This is a genomic window from Enterobacter sp. BIDMC92 (assembly GCF_001030225.1).
GTDB lineage: Bacteria > Pseudomonadota > Gammaproteobacteria > Enterobacterales > Enterobacteriaceae > Enterobacter > Enterobacter sichuanensis.
The window spans coordinates 4,679,015-4,695,650 of the sequence record NZ_KQ087598.1; the positions used below are offsets into that span (position 1 = coordinate 4,679,015).

Genomic DNA, 16,636 nt, shown 5'->3' on the forward strand with positions numbered 1-16,636 from the left:
CGATTCTGTAACCAGGGGGTCTGCTCGTGACAACAATAGTAAGTGTACGCCGTAACGGCCATGTGGTAATCGCCGGTGATGGCCAGGCCACGCTGGGTAATACCGTCATGAAAGGCAACGTGAAGAAAGTGCGTCGTCTCTATAACGACAAAGTGATCGCCGGTTTTGCGGGCGGCACGGCTGATGCCTTCACGCTGTTTGAACTGTTTGAACGTAAACTGGAAATGCACCAGGGTCATCTGGTGAAAGCCGCCGTGGAGCTGGCAAAAGACTGGCGTACCGACCGCATGCTGCGCAAGCTCGAAGCGCTGCTGGCGGTGGCAGATGAAACCGCTTCGCTTATCATCACCGGTAACGGTGACGTGATTCAGCCGGAAAATGACCTGATTGCCATCGGCTCTGGCGGCCCTTATGCCCAGGCTGCAGCCCGCGCGCTGTTGGAGAACACCGACATGAACGCGCGTGATATCGCGGTGAAGGCGTTGGATATTGCAGGTGATATCTGCATCTATACCAACCACAATCACACCATCGAAGAATTGACCTCCAAAGCGTAAGGATCTCCCATGTCTGAAATGACCCCACGCGAAATTGTCAGCGAACTGGACAAACATATTATCGGCCAGGACAACGCGAAGCGTTCCGTGGCGATTGCCCTGCGTAACCGCTGGCGCCGCATGCAGCTCGACGAAGAGCTGCGCCATGAAGTGACGCCAAAAAACATTCTGATGATCGGCCCGACCGGCGTCGGTAAAACCGAGATCGCACGTCGCCTGGCGAAACTGGCTAACGCGCCGTTCATCAAAGTGGAAGCCACCAAGTTCACCGAAGTGGGCTATGTGGGTAAAGAAGTGGACTCCATCATCCGCGATCTTACCGATTCGGCGATCAAAATGGTGCGCGTCCAGGCGATTGAGAAAAACCGCTATCGCGCAGAAGAGATGGCTGAAGAGCGTATTCTCGACGTGCTGATCCCACCGGCGAAAAATAACTGGGGCCAGGCTGAACAGCAGGCTGAACCGTCTGCGGCACGTCAGGCGTTCCGTAAAAAACTGCGTGAAGGTCAGCTGGACGACAAAGAGATTGAGATCGATCTCGCTGCCGCGCCAATGGGTGTGGAAATCATGGCGCCTCCGGGAATGGAGGAGATGACCAGCCAGCTGCAGTCCATGTTCCAGAACCTGGGCGGCCAGAAGCAAAAAGCGCGTAAGCTGAAAATCAAAGACGCGATGAAGCTGCTGATTGAAGAAGAAGCGGCGAAGCTGGTGAACCCGGAAGAGCTGAAGCAGGACGCTATCGACGCGGTTGAGCAGCACGGTATCGTGTTTATCGACGAAATCGACAAAATTTGTAAGCGCGGCGGCAACAGTTCCGGCCCGGATGTTTCCCGCGAAGGCGTTCAGCGTGACCTCCTGCCGCTGGTGGAAGGCTGCACCGTCTCTACCAAGCACGGCATGGTGAAAACGGACCACATCCTGTTTATCGCTTCAGGTGCGTTCCAGGTCGCCAGCCCGTCGGATCTGATCCCGGAACTGCAGGGACGTCTGCCCATCCGCGTTGAGCTGCAGGCGCTGACCACCGAAGATTTCGAACGTATCCTGACCGAGCCAAACGCCTCTGCTACCGTTCAGTACAAAGCGCTGATGGCGACCGAAGGCGTGAACCTCGAATTCACCGAAGACGGTATCAAGCGTATTGCTCAGGCCGCATGGCAGGTGAACGAAACCACCGAGAACATCGGTGCGCGTCGTCTGCACACCGTGCTGGAACGCCTGGTGGAAGATATCTCTTATGACGCGAGCGACCTCAGCGGTCAAACCGTTACCATTGACGCAGAGTATGTGAGTAAACATCTGGATGCGTTAGTGGCAGATGAAGATCTGAGCCGTTTTATCCTATAATCGCGGTTACTGCATTCTCATCACGTTTAATGGGGGCTAATGCCCCCATTTTTATTGGCTAAATACTTATGACTGACATCAGCCGTACTCAGGCGTGGCTCGAAAGTTTGCGCCCTAAAACCCTTCCTCTGGCCTTTGCCGCGATTATTGTCGGTACGGCGCTTGCCTGGTGGCAAGGTTATTTTGATCCCCTGGTGGCCGCACTGGCATTGATTACCGCGGGTCTGCTGCAGATCCTCTCCAACCTTGCCAACGATTATGGCGATGCGGTGAAAGGCAGTGACAAGCCGGACCGTATCGGGCCACTGCGTGGAATGCAAAAAGGGGTGATTACTCAGGCGCAGATGAAACGTGCGCTGATAATCACCGTGGTGCTGATCTGCGTATCCGGCCTGGCACTGGTGACGGTGGCGTCTAATACTACCAGCGATTTTATTGGCTTCCTGGTGCTGGGGCTATTGGCCATTATTGCCGCCATCACCTATACCGTCGGTACGCGCCCCTACGGTTATATTGGTCTCGGGGATATCTCCGTGCTGGTGTTCTTCGGCTGGCTGAGCGTGATGGGAAGCTGGTATCTGCAGGCGCATACGGTGATCCCGGCCCTGTTCCTGCCCGCGACCGCCTGCGGTCTGCTGGCGACAGCAGTGCTCAACATCAACAACCTGCGCGACATCGACAGCGATCGCGAGAACGGCAAAAACACCCTGGCGGTCCGTCTGGGGCCAGTGAATGCGCGTCGCTACCATGCCTGCCTGCTGCTGGGTGCCCTGGTCTGCCTCGCGCTGTTCAACCTGATTTCCCTGCACAGTCTGTGGGGCTGGCTGTTTTTGCTTGCCGCGCCGCTGTTGATTAACCAGGCCCGCTTTGTCATGCGTGAACGCAGCCCGGCTGCCATGCCGCCGATGCTGGAGCGCACGGTAAAAGGCGCGCTGCTGACTAACCTGTTGTTCGTCATCGGGATTGTCTTAAGCCAGACGCTGCGTTAGCTGACAAATATCAATTAACAATTGATGATTTTGCCAACAACGCATTTCGCACGATATACTGAACACATTCGCAGCAACTGAGCGTTAACCCTATGAAATACGATACCTCCGAGCTTTGTGACATCTACCAGGAAGATGTCAACGTCGTTGAACCGTTATTCTCCAACTTTGGTGGGCGGTCGTCGTTTGGCGGTCAAATCGTCACGGTGAAATGTTTCGAGGATAACGGGTTGCTGTACGATCTTCTCGAACAGAACGGCCGTGGTCGCGTTCTGGTGGTCGACGGCGGCGGTTCCGTGCGCCGTGCATTAATTGATGCGGAGCTGGCCGGCATTGCCGTCCAGAATGAGTGGGAAGGCCTTGTGGTGTACGGTTCCGTGCGCCAGGTGGACGATCTTGAGGAGCTGGATATCGGGATTCAGGCCATCGCTGCCATACCGGTAGGGGCGGCGGGTGACGGCATCGGCGAAAGCGACGTGCGCGTTAACTTCGGTGGCGTGACCTTCTTCTCAGGCGACCATCTCTACGCCGATAATACCGGCATTATCCTGTCCGAAGATCCGCTGGATATTGAGTAGTAAACAGTCAGCGTGAACCATAAAAAAACCGCCAACAGCAATGTGGCGGTTTTTTTGTCCCTCGGGATTCGCGGTCCGTTGGGTGGTCTTGCAGCCTAATACCAAGGATCTTCATCATACTCTCGTTCAAACCTTGGGCAATCCCTGAGAATCTTTATAAAATCCTAATTGTGTCTGAATACCTTAACTCCACGTTTGATGCTCATTATGATGCAGCGTCCCTTTCCGCCATCTCGCAAATGGGCATCGGTCCAGGGAAAGGTATATTCACAACCGTAAAGCAGCCTATACCAAGGCTTGTGTCCACCGACTTATCACCGGTGGTGAACGGTGGAGCGGTTAGCTGCAGGGACCGCATAATGAAACGCTATTTATGTATCGCGTTCATTGTCGCCAGCGTACTCGTGGTAAAGAGTGATGAACCTGGTGGGTTTGTTGCTTATGCTATGACAGCGCAGGACAAGTAGCGTTAAGGCCGCCATTGGCGGCCTTTTTTATGGTTTGATGTCAGTGAGCGAAAACCATAAAAAAGCCGGGTGGCGGCTTCGCCTGACCCGGCCTACTTTGTTCATCCCTATGGGAATCAGACTTCTTCCATACGTCCCAGCAGCGCCTGCAGGCGATCCTGCCAGCCGTTCTGCTGCTCGCGCAGCTGGTTGTTTTCGCGCTCCAGTTCTTCGCGGCTGTGCTGCGCATTCTGAACTTCCTGCGCCAGGCTGTTGTTCTTCTCTTTCAGCTCTTCAATTTCCATCTGCAGCAGCGTGATGGTGTCAATCGCCTGCTGTACTTTCGATTCCAGTTTCTCAAACACTTCTAAAGACATGATGCTACCTCTCCTGAATTGCAAGGCGACGCTTTAACATAAACGCGCACGACATATTCCATCGATTGTATGGAGCGCGGCGCTCTGTGTCCAGCGACACGCCGCGCAGATCGCGGTTTGCAACACTTTTAGGTCTGGTCCTGGTGCGTTCGCGTCATATACCCCTAAATTGTTAACTCATTCGTTAATGAAATGATTCAGCTCACATTCCGGCGCTGTTGTAAAAATGTGCTTTATGGCGCGAAAACGCTCATTTTATTGACACAGACCACACATTTTGATTTCGATATTTCTCGTTTTTGCTCGTTAACGATAAATTAACACTATGTCTACAGGACATCGTGGCTGTCACGGGCGGCCATGCTAACAATAAACATCAATTTCTTCAGGATTCCGATTATGAGTCAGACATCAACCTTAAAAGGCCAGTGCATTGCCGAGTTCCTTGGTACCGGGTTGTTGATATTCTTCGGAGTGGGTTGTGTCGCTGCACTGAAAGTGGCGGGTGCCAGTTTTGGTCAGTGGGAAATCAGTATCATCTGGGGTCTGGGCGTGGCGATGGCCATCTACCTGACTGCAGGGGTTTCTGGTGCACATCTTAACCCGGCGGTGACTATCGCACTGTGGCTGTTCGCGTGCTTCGACGGACGCAAAGTTGTTCCTTTCATTCTTTCTCAGTTTGCCGGCGCGTTTTGCGCAGCGGCGTTAGTTTACGGGCTTTATTACAATCTTTTCATCGACTTCGAACAGACGCATCATATGGTGCGCGGCAGCGTCGAAAGTCTGGATCTGGCAGGCATCTTCTCAACCTATCCAAACCCGCATATCAATTTTGTGCAGGCATTCGCAGTTGAAATGGTGATTACCGCTATTCTGATGGGCGTAATCCTGGCGCTGACCGACGACGGAAACGGCATTCCGCGCGGCCCGCTGGCTCCTCTGCTGATTGGCCTGCTGATTGCGGTAATTGGCGCATCCATGGGCCCACTGACCGGATTCGCGATGAACCCGGCGCGTGATATCGGACCGAAAGCGTTCGCCTTTATCGCAGGCTGGGGCGACGTCGCCTTTACCGGTGGCAAAGACATTCCTTACTTCCTGGTACCGCTGTTTGCACCGGTTGTCGGGGCTGCGCTGGGCGCATTTAGCTACCGCAAATTAATTGGTCGCCACTTACCGTGCGACACCTGTGTGGAAGAGGAGAAGGAGACGACTTCTACCGCACAACAAAAAGCTTCGCTGTAATCTGACTACGGGACACATACCATGACCGAAAAAAAATATATCGTTGCGCTCGACCAGGGCACTACCAGCTCCCGCGCTGTCGTAATGGATCATGACGCGAACATCGTCAGCGTGTCACAGCGCGAATTTGAACAAATTTATCCTCGTCCAGGCTGGGTAGAACACGACCCGATGGAGATTTGGGCATCACAAAGCTCCACGCTGGTCGAAGTGCTGGCGAAAGCCGATATCAGTTCCGACGAGATCGCCGCAATTGGTATCACCAACCAGCGTGAAACAACGATTGTCTGGGAACGTGAAACCGGAAAGCCGATTTACAACGCCATCGTCTGGCAGTGCCGTCGTACTTCTGAGATCTGCGAGCAGCTGAAGCGCGATGGCATGGAAGAGTACGTCCGCAGCGCCACGGGTCTGGTGGTTGACCCGTATTTCTCCGGCACCAAAGTGAAGTGGATCCTCGACCACGTGGAAGGGTCACGCGAGCGTGCCAAACGCGGTGAGCTGCTGTTCGGCACCGTCGATACCTGGCTTATCTGGAAGATGACACAGGGACGCGTTCACGTCACCGACTACACCAACGCCTCGCGTACCATGCTGTTCAACATCAACACCCTGGAGTGGGATGACAAGATGCTGGACGCGCTGGATATCCCACGCGCGATGCTGCCTGAAGTGCGCAAGTCTTCTGAAGTGTACGGCCAGACCAACATCGGCGGTAAAGGCGGTACGCGTATTCCTATCGCCGGTATCGCCGGTGACCAGCAGGCGGCGCTGTTCGGCCAGCTGTGCGTTAAGGAAGGGATGGCGAAGAACACCTACGGCACCGGCTGCTTTATGCTGATGAACACCGGCGAGAAAGCAGTGAAATCAGAAAACGGCCTGCTGACCACCATCGCCTGCGGCCCACGCGGCGAAGTGAACTATGCCCTGGAAGGTGCGGTGTTCATGGCCGGTGCGTCTATCCAGTGGCTGCGTGACGAGATGAAGCTGATCAGCGATGCATTCGACTCCGAGTACTTCGCGACCAAAGTGAAAGACACCAACGGCGTGTACGTGGTGCCTGCGTTCACCGGTCTGGGCGCACCGTACTGGGACCCGTATGCGCGCGGCGCGATTTTCGGCCTGACGCGTGGTGTGAATTCTAACCACATTATTCGCGCCACCCTTGAATCCATCGCCTACCAGACGCGTGACGTGCTGGAAGCGATGCAGGCGGACTCCGGCATTCGTCTGCACGCCCTGCGCGTGGACGGCGGCGCGGTGGCGAACAACTTCCTGATGCAGTTCCAGTCCGACATTCTGGGCACCCGCGTGGAGCGTCCTGAAGTGCGTGAAGTCACTGCGCTGGGCGCGGCGTACCTTGCCGGTCTGGCCGTCGGCTTCTGGCAGAACCTGGACGAGCTGCAGGAGAAAGCGGTTATCGAACGCGAATTCCGTCCTGGCATCGAAACCACCGAACGTAACTTCCGCTACAGCGGCTGGAAAAAAGCGGTGAAACGCGCCCTGGCGTGGGAAGAGCACGACGAGTAATCCCCCTCTCCCTAACCCTCTCCCTAACCCTCTCCCCATCGGGGAGAGGGAACTCGTCTCCCCACTCTGTGATAAACTTCGTGCAATTCCTTTTGATTGCACGAGTACCTCATGAAACGTGAACTTGCTATTGAGTTTTCCCGCGTCACCGAAGCCGCCGCCCTTGCAGGCTATAAATGGCTGGGTCGTGGTGACAAAAATACCGCAGACGGCGCGGCCGTCCATGCCATGCGCATTGTGCTTAACCAGGTCAACATCGACGGTACTATCGTGATCGGCGAAGGCGAGATCGACGAAGCGCCGATGCTCTATATTGGTGAAAAAGTGGGTACCGGCAACGGCGATGCCGTGGATATCGCCGTCGACCCGATCGAAGGCACCCGCATGACGGCGATGGGTCAGGCCAATGCCCTGGCGGTGCTGGCTGTAGGCGATAAAGGCTGTTTCCTCAACGCGCCGGATATGTATATGGAGAAGCTGATTGTCGGTCCTGGCGCGAAGGGCGCTATCGACCTCAGCCTGCCGCTGGAAGAGAACCTGCGCAACATCGCCAAAGCGCTGGCCAAACCCCTTAGCGAACTTACCGTGACTATTCTGGCCAAACCGCGCCACGACGCCACCATCGCGCAGATGCAAAAGCTCGGCGTGCGGGTGTTTGCCATTCCGGATGGCGACGTTGCCGCCTCCATTTTGACCTGCATGCCAGACAGCGAAGTGGATGTGCTGTACGGCATCGGAGGCGCGCCGGAAGGCGTGGTATCAGCGGCAGTGATCCGCGCGCTGGATGGCGATATGCAGGCCCGTCTGCTGCCACGTCATGAGGTGAAAGGCGACAGCGAAGAAAACCGCCGTATCGGGGAAAATGAGCTGGCACGCTGCGAAGGGATGGGTATCGAGGCCAATAAAGTGCTCGCGCTGAACGAGATGGCTCGTAGCGATAATGTTGTCTTCTCGGCAACCGGTATTACTAAAGGCGACCTGCTGGACGGCATTACCCGCAAAGGCAATATGGCGACCACTGAAACGCTGCTGATCCGCGGTAAATCGCGCACCATTCGTCGCATTCAGTCAATCCACTATCTCGACCGCAAAGACCCGGACGTGCAGACGCACATTCTGTAAAACCGTTTGATCGATAGAGCTTTCCGGCCCAAAGGGGCTGGAAATCTCCCCGGTAAGTACGGAAGATAGAACAGAGAAACAGCACAGGAGAAGATCATGGCGGACTGGGTAACAGGTAAAGTCACAAAAATACAGTTCTGGACCGATGCGCTATTTAGTCTCACCCTGCATGCTCCCGTCCACCCGTTTAAAGCCGGGCAATTTGCGAAGCTGGGGCTGGATGTCGACGGCGAGCGCGTACAGCGCGCCTACTCATACGTTAACGCCCCTGATAACCCGGACCTCGAGTTTTATCTGGTCACCGTTCCGGACGGCAAACTCAGCCCGCGCCTTGCCGCCCTTAAGCCCGGAGACGAGGTGCAAATTGTGAGTGAAGCCGCCGGCTTCTTTGTGCTCGAGGAAATCCCTGACTGTGACACCCTCTGGATGCTGGCCACCGGTACGGCCATTGGCCCCTACCTCTCTATTCTGCAGTACGGCAAAGACCTGGAACGCTTTAAAAACATCGTGCTGGTTCACGCTGCGCGCTACGCTGCAGACTTGAGCTATTTGCCGCAGATGCAGGCGCTGGAACAGCAGTATGGCGGAAAGTTAAAGATTCAGACGGTGGTCAGCCGCGAAACCGTAGCAGGAACGCTGACTGGCCGCGTACCAGCGTTAATTGAAAGTGGTGCCCTGGAAGAGGCAGTGGGTATGCCAATGAGCGCCGAAACCAGCCACGTGATGCTGTGCGGCAACCCGCAGATGGTTCGCGACACGCAGCAGCTTCTGAAAGATACCCGGCAGATGACGAAACACCTTCGCCGCCGGCCGGGTCATATGACTGCTGAACACTACTGGTGATCAGCGGTACTTCACCTCAACGGTATCTTTACCGTATTTGTTTTCGCTCTGGGTGCCGATAAACGCGCCCAGATCGATAACCATCATCACGAAGATGACCGACGGCAGCAGCCTGCCCACCACCCACGGCAGGATGGACGGCAGCATCGCCCAGTTTCCCGCCACCAGCATCCACGCCAGAATAATCAGAAATGCCCACGCGCCGGAACGACCACGATCGTGCAGACGTTTCACCACCACGGCGGCCGTTGGCCATAGCAGGCAGACCAGCGCAAAGGCCGCCGTTTGCGTGCTTAGCCAGGCGTTATAAGCAACAAAAAACAGAAGCAGCATGGCGACAACCCACGTCACCATCCAGATCCAGAAATCACGGCGTCCAATACGCCCTTTGAATGAAAACAGCCACTGCTGTATGGTCATGTAAGGTTCCTTATTATCGTATTGCGCGCATTTTACCCTGGAGTTGTGACCTTTTGACAAGCCGACCAGATATCGTTTTAATCATGAGCACTTACGGCCAGGGGCAATGTTGATGAAAAGTTCGGCACGTTCTCTCTTCCTGTGTTTAGCACTGCTCAGCGCGGGTTTTCCCCTGCACGCCGCTGAAACGACGGCCCCGACCACCGCACCGTATCTGCTGGCGGGTGCGCCGTCGTTCGATCAGTCCATCAGCCAGTTTCGTGAAACCTTCAATCAGGCCAACCCAACGCTGCCACTGGATGAATTTCGCGCCATTGATGGTTCCCGCGATACCCCTACCCTGACCCGTGCAGCCAGCAAGATTAACGAGAATTTGTATGCCTCCACGGCGCTGGAGCGCGGTACGTTAAAAATCAAAAGCATGCAAATCACCTGGCTGCCGATACAGGGGCCGGAGCAGAAAGCCGCTAAGGCAAAGGCGCTGGAGTATATGAGCGCTGTGTTGCAGGCTTTTACCCCCGCGCTGACGAAAAAACAAAGCCAGCAAAAGCTGCAAAAACTCCTCACTGCCGGTAAAAACAAGCGTTACTACGCCGATACCGAAGGCGCGATTCGCTATGTTGTGGCGGACAACGGCGAAAAAGGACTGACCTTCGCAGTTGAACCGATTAAGCTGGCACTATCTGACACCCTCGGCGGGGCGAATTAATGACAAAAAGCAAAGCCTTTCGGGGGAAAATCTCTATACTGATTCACAGACCATGCTGCCCGTCAGGGTGGCCATATTCCTTAATTCGCTTATTTAGCGTGGAGAATTGAAATGCGACATCCTTTAGTGATGGGTAACTGGAAACTGAACGGCAGCCGCCACATGGTAAACGAGCTGGTTGCGAACCTGCGTAAAGAGCTGGCTGGCGTGACGGGCTGTGCGGTTGCTATCGCTCCGCCGGATATGTACCTGGATCTGGCTAAACGTGCCGCTGACGGCAGCCACATCGTACTGGGCGCGCAGAACGTTGACGTTAACCTGTCCGGCGCGTTCACCGGTGAAACGTCCGCTGAAATGCTGAAAGATATCGGCGCGAAATACATCATCATCGGCCACTCTGAGCGTCGCACCTACCACAAAGAATCAGACGAGTTCATCGCGAAGAAATTCGCTGTGCTGAAAGAGCAGGGTCTGATTCCGGTTCTGTGCATCGGTGAAACCGAAGCAGAAAACGAAGCAGGCAAAACCGAAGAAGTCTGCGCACGTCAGATCGACGCGGTGCTGAAAACCCAGGGCGCGGCAGCGTTCGAAGGTGCGGTCATCGCATACGAGCCAGTCTGGGCGATCGGTACCGGTAAATCAGCTACCCCTGCGCAGGCTCAGGCGGTTCACAAATTCATCCGTGATCACATTGCCAAAGCCGACGCGAAAGTGGCTGAGCAAGTGATTATCCAGTACGGCGGTTCCGTTAACGCATCCAACGCTGCTGAGCTGTTCACCCAGCCAGACATCGATGGCGCGCTGGTTGGCGGTGCATCCCTGAAAGCTGACGCTTTCGCGGTGATCGTTAAAGCGGCAGAAGCGGCTAAACAGGCGTAATGCTGTTGTGGCGGGTGGCGCTTGCGCTTACCCGCCCTACAAAATCGCTACAAACGACCTAAAACGCTAAACCACAAATAATCCAGCGGCAGCAGCACCAGATACGTGACAATTGCCAGCGCCAGACAGAGCACCATCCCCGCCTTTGCAGGCACCTTCCCTAACCCCATCGCCACCACAATCGGCGACGCCTGATACGGCAGCAGCGGCGTGGAATAACCCAGTACCTGAATCATGATCACTGACAGCAAAGGGAAACCTGTCGCATCCGAAAAACTCTGCGCCAGGGTGGTATACAGCGCCGGAACGCCGTTGGCGGTCATAATAAAGTTGAGCGCGGTGGTAATACCGGTCAGCGCCAGGAAGCTGGTGAACGGTCTCTCTGCATCCAGCGGCATAATGCGGAGCAACGCCTCGCCCACCGCCGTTCCAATCCCGGTTTGCGTGACGACAATCGCCAGCCCCAGAATACCGGCAACATAGATACAGGTACGCATATTCACACCGGCAGAAAACTCCTCTCCGGTGATAAAGCCCACGCGCGGCAGCATAACGATGACCGAGGCCGCCAGCCCCGTCCACGCGGGCCCCACGCCGTGCCAGCTCTCCGTCACCCACATCCCCAGCACTATCGCCAGCAGCCAGGCAAGACGTTTTTCATCCCGGCCCATGGGTTCAGATAACGTCTGTTCCTTCGGGGGTTTTGGATGACCGGGAAAAAGCCAGCAGATAAGGCCAATCAGGATCAGGCCTTTGAGAATACCCAGCACCGGCGTGTGCAGCAGCAGATACGGGACATAGTTCAGGTGGATACCGTACGAGCCTTCCGCCGCGCCGCTCATCACCAGGTTAGGGACGTTTGCAGGCAGGATCGTCGCCGAAAGCTGAAACGTCCCGAACCCCACCGCCAGCGCCAGACCAAACCAGGCGCGGGAGCCGTCAGCAATACCGGCGCGCTTTGCCATCGCGGCGACAATCGGCATCAGCAGCGCAATACGCCCCATATTCGACGGCATAACAAACGCCAGCGCGTAGCTCAGCAGCACCACGCTCGCCACCATCAATACCCAGGAGTCGGTGAGCTTTGCGGACAGCGCCCGGGCGGCCCTGTCCGCCAGCCCGGTTTTGCGGATCGCCACGCCGAGCACAAAACCGCTGAACACCAGCCAGAAAGCCGACGAGGCAAAACCGCCGAAGATGACCTCAGGCGGAGCAATTTTCGCCGTCATCGCCGCGGTGAAGAACAGCAGGGCAGTGATAAACTCCGGCAAGAGCGACGTCGCCCATAGCACGATGGTGACGCCAACGATCAGCGAGGGCAGCAGCAGAGGATACGTTGACCAGAGCGACATACCTGTCTCCTGTAGAATTTTTCAGCAAGTCTACGGCGACAGGCAGGTTGAGTAAACGCTATTTATGGTGGGGTTACTTCAGGATATCGCATTGATGATCCTGCAATTCCTCTGCCGACGCGCGGTTCAGCATCAGCAGATTGCGCTCCGTCGCCAGCAAAACAAACGAACCATCCGACTGCTGCGCCATCGCCAGCGCGAAGCGCCCCATATGGTCACGCGCTTCGGGCAACTCTTCTGCCAGCATCATAAACGGGCTGCGCTGGACCAGCTCATTCTCCGTCACCCGACGCGCAAGATATTCATGCCCTTCCAGCCCACCCGGGAACGGGAGCCACTGGGTGGTGATTTCTCCCTGAGACGCATTGAGCTTTTCGCGCACGTCCGGGCGCAGGCAGGAGATATGAATATGGAAATGATTCTGCGTACGGCCCGTCGGGGCGTTAATCGTCAGCGAAATGGCGCTGTCAGGCACCTCGGATCCGCGCTTCAGGGTCATAAAGCTTCGCGACTGCCAGGCCAGCCAGAAAAAGTTCGGCGTATGAGGTTCGGTCAACAGCGGACTTTCGGTGCCGTTGATGCGGTAGGTTGGCATCAGCAGATACTGCAGCGGCCCGTTGCGGTCTTTAAACACCACGTAGCCTGCATCTGTTTTCACCTGCGCACACGGCGCCGGATTCCGGTGCTGGATCTGATTCGGCACACACTGGTCGAGAACGATATGTCGCAACGCATTCGGATTACCCGCTTTCATCCAGTACACGCCACCCGCGGCAAGGGCGATAACAATCAGGATCAGTAAGATAATTTTTTTCACAACGCGTTCCCTGTTTTCGATAGAGGCAAAAGAGTAACGCAAAATGATGACCAAATAAAAAAACCCGGCGGATTTCTCACGCCGGGTTACCGTGTCATTGATTGATTTTTAGCGCTGGCTGATTTGGTCGAAGGTGCCGCCGTTAGAGAAGTGCTCTTTCTGCGCTTTCGTCCAGCCACCGAACACGTCATCAATGGTGAAGAGTTTCAGTTTAGGGAAGACGGTTTCGTATTTCTTCGCCACCGCCGGATCGCGTGGGCGATAGAAGTTTTTCGCCGCAATTTCCTGCCCTTCTGGTGAGTAGAGATACTTCAGGTAAGCTTCTGCCACCGCTTTGGTATCTTTTTTCTCAACCACCTTATCGACCACAGAGACGGTCGGCTCAGCCAGAATCGACTCGCTTGGGGTCACAATCTCGAATTTATCTTTGCCCAGTTCGTGGGTGGCCAGCAGGGCTTCGTTTTCCCATGCAATCAGCACGTCGCCAATTCCACGCTCGACGAAGGTGTTGGTGGCGCCACGCGCGCCGGAGTCCAGCACCTCAACGTTTTTATACAGCGCTTTCACGAACTCCTGCGCTTTGGCCTGGTCGCCATTGTTGTGATGCAGTGCGTAGCCCCACGCGCCCAGGTAGTTCCAGCGCGCGCCGCCAGAGCTTTTCGGGTTCGGGGTGATCACTGACACGCCAGGTTTAATCAGGTCGTTCCAGTCGTGGATCTGTTTTGGGTTGCCTTTACGCACGAGGAAAACAATGGTCGATGTGTATGGTGCGGAGTTATCCGGCAGGCGTTTGATCCAGTTTTTGTCGATGCGGCCACGCTCGGCAATAGCGTCGACATCGTAGGCCAGCGCGAGAGTCACCACGTCGGCTTCAATACCGTTGATGACGGAGGTCGCCTGTTTACCGGACCCACCGTGAGACTGGCGAACCACCACGTTGTCGCCGGTTTCCTGCTTCCAGTGCGCCGCAAACGCTTTGTTGTATTGCTCGTACAGCTCACGCGTCGGGTCGTATGACACGTTCAGTAACTGGATGTCCTTAGCCAGAACGCTGGTCGATGCCAGCAATAATGTTAAACCCACGCCCCATTTATTCATCGCCCAGCTCTCTTGTGTAGTGTTTTGATGATTGCAGCGTGCCAGAAACGGAATCGAGGATTAAAGAATAAAAAAAGATTGGCTATAACTTTGAGGAATAAATAGTGGACAAGTGGCCTGATGCCCTCACCCCAGCCCTCTCCCACGGGAGAGGGAGCAAACATAAAAAACGGTAACCCAGGGGTTACCGTTTTGCATTTACTCTGGATGCCGATCAGTACAGTTTTTTCGCGCAGTCCAGCCAGTCACCTTTGAACGGACGCTTCATGTTTTCAATGGCGTCGATAATGTCGTGGTGAACCAGTTTTTCGTTCTGAATACCGACGCAGCGGCCGCCGTGACCCTGCAGCAGCAGTTCGATAGCATACGCGCCCATACGTGACGCCAGAATACGGTCATAAGGACCCGGGGAACCACCGCGCTGGATGTGACCCAGTACGGTTGCGCGCGTTTCACGTTTGGTTTCGGTTTCGATGTACTTCGCCAGCTCGTCAACGTCACAGATATGCTCGGTGATGGCCACGATCGCGTGTTTTTTCCCTTTCGCGATGCCCGCTTTAATTTCAGCCACCAGATCTTCACGGCTGAATTCCACTTCCGGAACCACCACGAATTCACAACCCCCCGCAATCGCCGCGGCCAGGGTCAGGTCACCACAGTAACGCCCCATCACTTCAACGATAGAGATACGCTGGTGAGAAGAAGAGGTGTCACGCAAACGGTCAATCGCTTCCACAACGGTACCCAGCGCGGTGAAGTAACCGATGGTGTAGTCAGTGCCTTTGATATCGTTGTCGATGGTGCCTGGCAGACCGATGCATGGGAAGCCCATTTCTGTCAGACGTTTTGCACCCATGTACGAGCCGTCACCACCGATAACCACCAGGGCGTCCAGGCCACGTTTCTTCATGTTCTCGATAGCCACTTCACGCACGTGTTCGTCACGGAATTCCGGGAAGCGCGCAGACCCAAGGAAGGTACCGCCACGGTTGATCATGTCAGACACGCTGTAACGGTCGAGCTGTACCATACGGTCTTCATACAGACCCAGGTAACCATCATAGATACCAAAAACTTCCAGACCTTCCGTCAGCGCTGAACGGACAACCCCACGAATTGCCGCGTTCATGCCCGGCGCATCACCGCCGCTTGTCAACACACCGATTTTCTTAATCATGACTACCTCTGAACTTAGGAATGCAAAATTGAAATCTGTTGCCGGAAGAAACTTATCGACCAACGAATACTGCAAATAGTATATCAATCCCTTCCAGCTGAATTGATTCAGGTCAGACCAAATGGCGGTAATTTATACACAAAATGCCGGCCTGGCTCACTTTTTTACAACGAATTACGAAAGCCCAACATGTCCGGGTACAACCGAGCAGGGATCCTGGTGAATGATGACGTCTGAACCAGGAAAACGCTGCAATATCGCCTGCTCGACCTGCTCAGCAATAACGTGAGCCTGAACCAGTGGCAGGTTGTCTTCCATTTCAATATGAATCTGAATAAAGCGGGTCGGCCCTGACTGCCGCGTTCGCAGATCGTGTGCACCGCTGACACCAGGCCAGGAGGTCACGATAGAAAAAATTTCATTGCGTTCTGAGTCCGGGAGGGCGCGGTCAAGCAGTGATTGCACCGCTTCATACCCCATCCGCAAGGCGCTATATAAAATATAGATGCCAATCCCTAACGCAAACAACGCATCGGCCCGATGCCAGCCATACCAGGCCAGACCGAGCGCAATAAGAATAGCCCCATTCATCATAACATCAGATTGATAATGAAGCATATCTGCCCGTACAGCCTGGCTTTGCGTTTTGCGAACCACCCAGCGCTGGAACGTTACCAGAACAAGTGTGCATATAAGTGCAACGACCGTCACCACCACCCCTACGCCGGGATCGTTCATCGGCGTCGGCGAGACGAGGTGCTGAATACCGGTTAAAAAGAGGAACAGCGCAGACCCGGAAATGAACATACTTTGCGCCAGCGCGGCCAGCGACTCCGCTTTACCGTGCCCAAAGGTGTGCTCTTCATCCGCCGGCTGCAGCGAGTAGCGCACCACCAGCAGGTTGGTCAACGAGGCGGCAATGTCCATCAGCGAGTCGACCAGCGCCGCCAGAATACTGACCGAGCCGGTATACCACCAGGCAAAGATTTTAATCAGTAACAGGCTGGATGCCATGACGGTCGCCGCGATGGCGGCCCGGCTGACCAGTCTTCCATAGGATTGATTCATAAACGCTCCTGTCATGTCATGCCGCTAGTATAACGGAAGCAGGAGGGGTCTAAGGATGAATAAACGGTTAACAAATCAGAATGCG

General features: G+C 55.3%; 17 protein-coding genes. 10 read left to right on the forward strand and 7 right to left on the reverse strand.

The genetic code is table 11. From position 1 onward, the window contains the following. The first annotated feature begins 26 nt into the window (after positions 1 to 26). The 4 genes from hslV to rraA all read left to right on the forward strand — a co-directional run bounded on the left by hslV (position 27) and on the right by rraA (position 3,468). Complete coding sequence (gene hslV / locus SP99_RS21945; protein WP_008501802.1) at positions 27 to 557, forward strand: ATP-dependent protease subunit HslV; 531 nt, start codon at positions 27 to 29, stop codon at positions 555 to 557. Positions 558 to 566: 9 nt separating this feature from the next. Continuing rightward, positions 567 to 1,901, forward strand: a complete 1,335-nt coding sequence (gene hslU / locus SP99_RS21950; RefSeq protein WP_047959718.1) for an ATP-dependent protease ATPase subunit HslU — start codon at positions 567 to 569, stop codon at positions 1,899 to 1,901. Between the two features lie 68 nt (positions 1,902 to 1,969). After that, entirely contained in the window at positions 1,970 to 2,890 is a 921-nt protein-coding gene (gene menA / locus SP99_RS21955; RefSeq protein ID WP_047959719.1) for a 1,4-dihydroxy-2-naphthoate polyprenyltransferase, read from the forward strand. 92 nt (positions 2,891 to 2,982) lie between these two features. Further along, positions 2,983 to 3,468 (forward strand): ribonuclease E activity regulator RraA, encoded by a 486-nt coding sequence (rraA, locus tag SP99_RS21960; RefSeq protein ID WP_025758826.1) that lies wholly within the window; start codon positions 2,983 to 2,985, stop codon positions 3,466 to 3,468. A 583-nt stretch (positions 3,469 to 4,051) separates the two neighbouring features. On the opposite strand, the gene zapB is transcribed toward rraA, so the two are convergent. Then, positions 4,052 to 4,291 carry a septal ring assembly protein ZapB gene (zapB, locus tag SP99_RS21965; protein WP_008501806.1) on the reverse strand — a complete coding sequence of 80 codons (240 nt, stop codon included), beginning with the start codon at positions 4,289 to 4,291 and terminating at the stop codon, positions 4,052 to 4,054. Positions 4,292 to 4,690: 399 nt separating this feature from the next. On the opposite strand from zapB, the gene SP99_RS21970 reads away from it, so the two are divergent. The 4 genes from SP99_RS21970 (at position 4,691) to fpr (ending at position 9,031) form a co-directional block, all read left to right on the forward strand. Further along, positions 4,691 to 5,536, forward strand: a complete 846-nt coding sequence (locus SP99_RS21970) for an MIP/aquaporin family protein (RefSeq protein WP_014885705.1) — start codon at positions 4,691 to 4,693, stop codon at positions 5,534 to 5,536. Between the two features lie 21 nt (positions 5,537 to 5,557). After that, on the forward strand, positions 5,558 to 7,066 hold the full coding sequence (gene glpK, locus SP99_RS21975) for a glycerol kinase GlpK (protein WP_014885706.1): 1,509 nt from the start codon (positions 5,558 to 5,560) through the stop codon (positions 7,064 to 7,066). Between the two features lie 111 nt (positions 7,067 to 7,177). Further along, positions 7,178 to 8,188, forward strand: coding sequence for a class II fructose-bisphosphatase (gene glpX, locus SP99_RS21980; protein ID WP_047959720.1), 1,011 nt, complete (start codon positions 7,178 to 7,180; stop codon positions 8,186 to 8,188). A 96-nt stretch (positions 8,189 to 8,284) separates the two neighbouring features. Then, on the forward strand, positions 8,285 to 9,031 hold the full coding sequence (gene fpr / locus SP99_RS21985) for a ferredoxin--NADP(+) reductase (RefSeq protein WP_047959721.1): 747 nt from the start codon (positions 8,285 to 8,287) through the stop codon (positions 9,029 to 9,031). On the opposite strand, the gene SP99_RS21990 is transcribed toward fpr, so the two are convergent. Beyond that, entirely contained in the window at positions 9,032 to 9,451 is a 420-nt protein-coding gene (locus SP99_RS21990; protein ID WP_025758820.1) for a DUF805 domain-containing protein, read from the reverse strand. Between the two features lie 112 nt (positions 9,452 to 9,563). Here SP99_RS21990 and SP99_RS21995 point away from each other — a divergent pair, with 112 nt between their 5' ends. Together SP99_RS21995 and tpiA are read left to right on the forward strand one after the other, a co-directional pair. Continuing rightward, on the forward strand, positions 9,564 to 10,160 hold the full coding sequence (locus SP99_RS21995) for a DUF1454 family protein (protein ID WP_025758819.1): 597 nt from the start codon (positions 9,564 to 9,566) through the stop codon (positions 10,158 to 10,160). A 111-nt stretch (positions 10,161 to 10,271) separates the two neighbouring features. Continuing rightward, complete coding sequence (gene tpiA, locus SP99_RS22000; protein ID WP_006808674.1) at positions 10,272 to 11,039, forward strand: triose-phosphate isomerase; 768 nt, start codon at positions 10,272 to 10,274, stop codon at positions 11,037 to 11,039. A gap of 47 nt (positions 11,040 to 11,086) precedes the next feature. Here the strand turns inward: tpiA and SP99_RS22005 are convergent, their stop codons facing one another. From SP99_RS22005 to fieF, 5 genes are all read right to left on the reverse strand, one after another. After that, positions 11,087 to 12,391 (reverse strand): SLC13 family permease, encoded by a 1,305-nt coding sequence (locus SP99_RS22005; protein ID WP_047959722.1) that lies wholly within the window; start codon positions 12,389 to 12,391, stop codon positions 11,087 to 11,089. Between the two features lie 73 nt (positions 12,392 to 12,464). Next, entirely contained in the window at positions 12,465 to 13,208 is a 744-nt protein-coding gene (locus SP99_RS22010) for a CDP-diacylglycerol diphosphatase (RefSeq protein ID WP_047959723.1), read from the reverse strand. Positions 13,209 to 13,316: 108 nt separating this feature from the next. Next, complete coding sequence (locus tag SP99_RS22015; protein WP_025758814.1) at positions 13,317 to 14,306, reverse strand: sulfate ABC transporter substrate-binding protein; 990 nt, start codon at positions 14,304 to 14,306, stop codon at positions 13,317 to 13,319. A gap of 214 nt (positions 14,307 to 14,520) precedes the next feature. Continuing rightward, the gene (gene pfkA / locus SP99_RS22020; protein WP_014172210.1) at positions 14,521 to 15,483 is read right to left on the reverse strand and encodes a 6-phosphofructokinase; all 963 of its coding nucleotides are present in this window, start codon (positions 15,481 to 15,483) and stop codon (positions 14,521 to 14,523) included. A gap of 174 nt (positions 15,484 to 15,657) precedes the next feature. Then, positions 15,658 to 16,551, reverse strand: coding sequence for a CDF family cation-efflux transporter FieF (gene fieF, locus SP99_RS22025; protein WP_023333865.1), 894 nt, complete (start codon positions 16,549 to 16,551; stop codon positions 15,658 to 15,660). Positions 16,552 to 16,636: the final 85 nt, after the last annotated feature.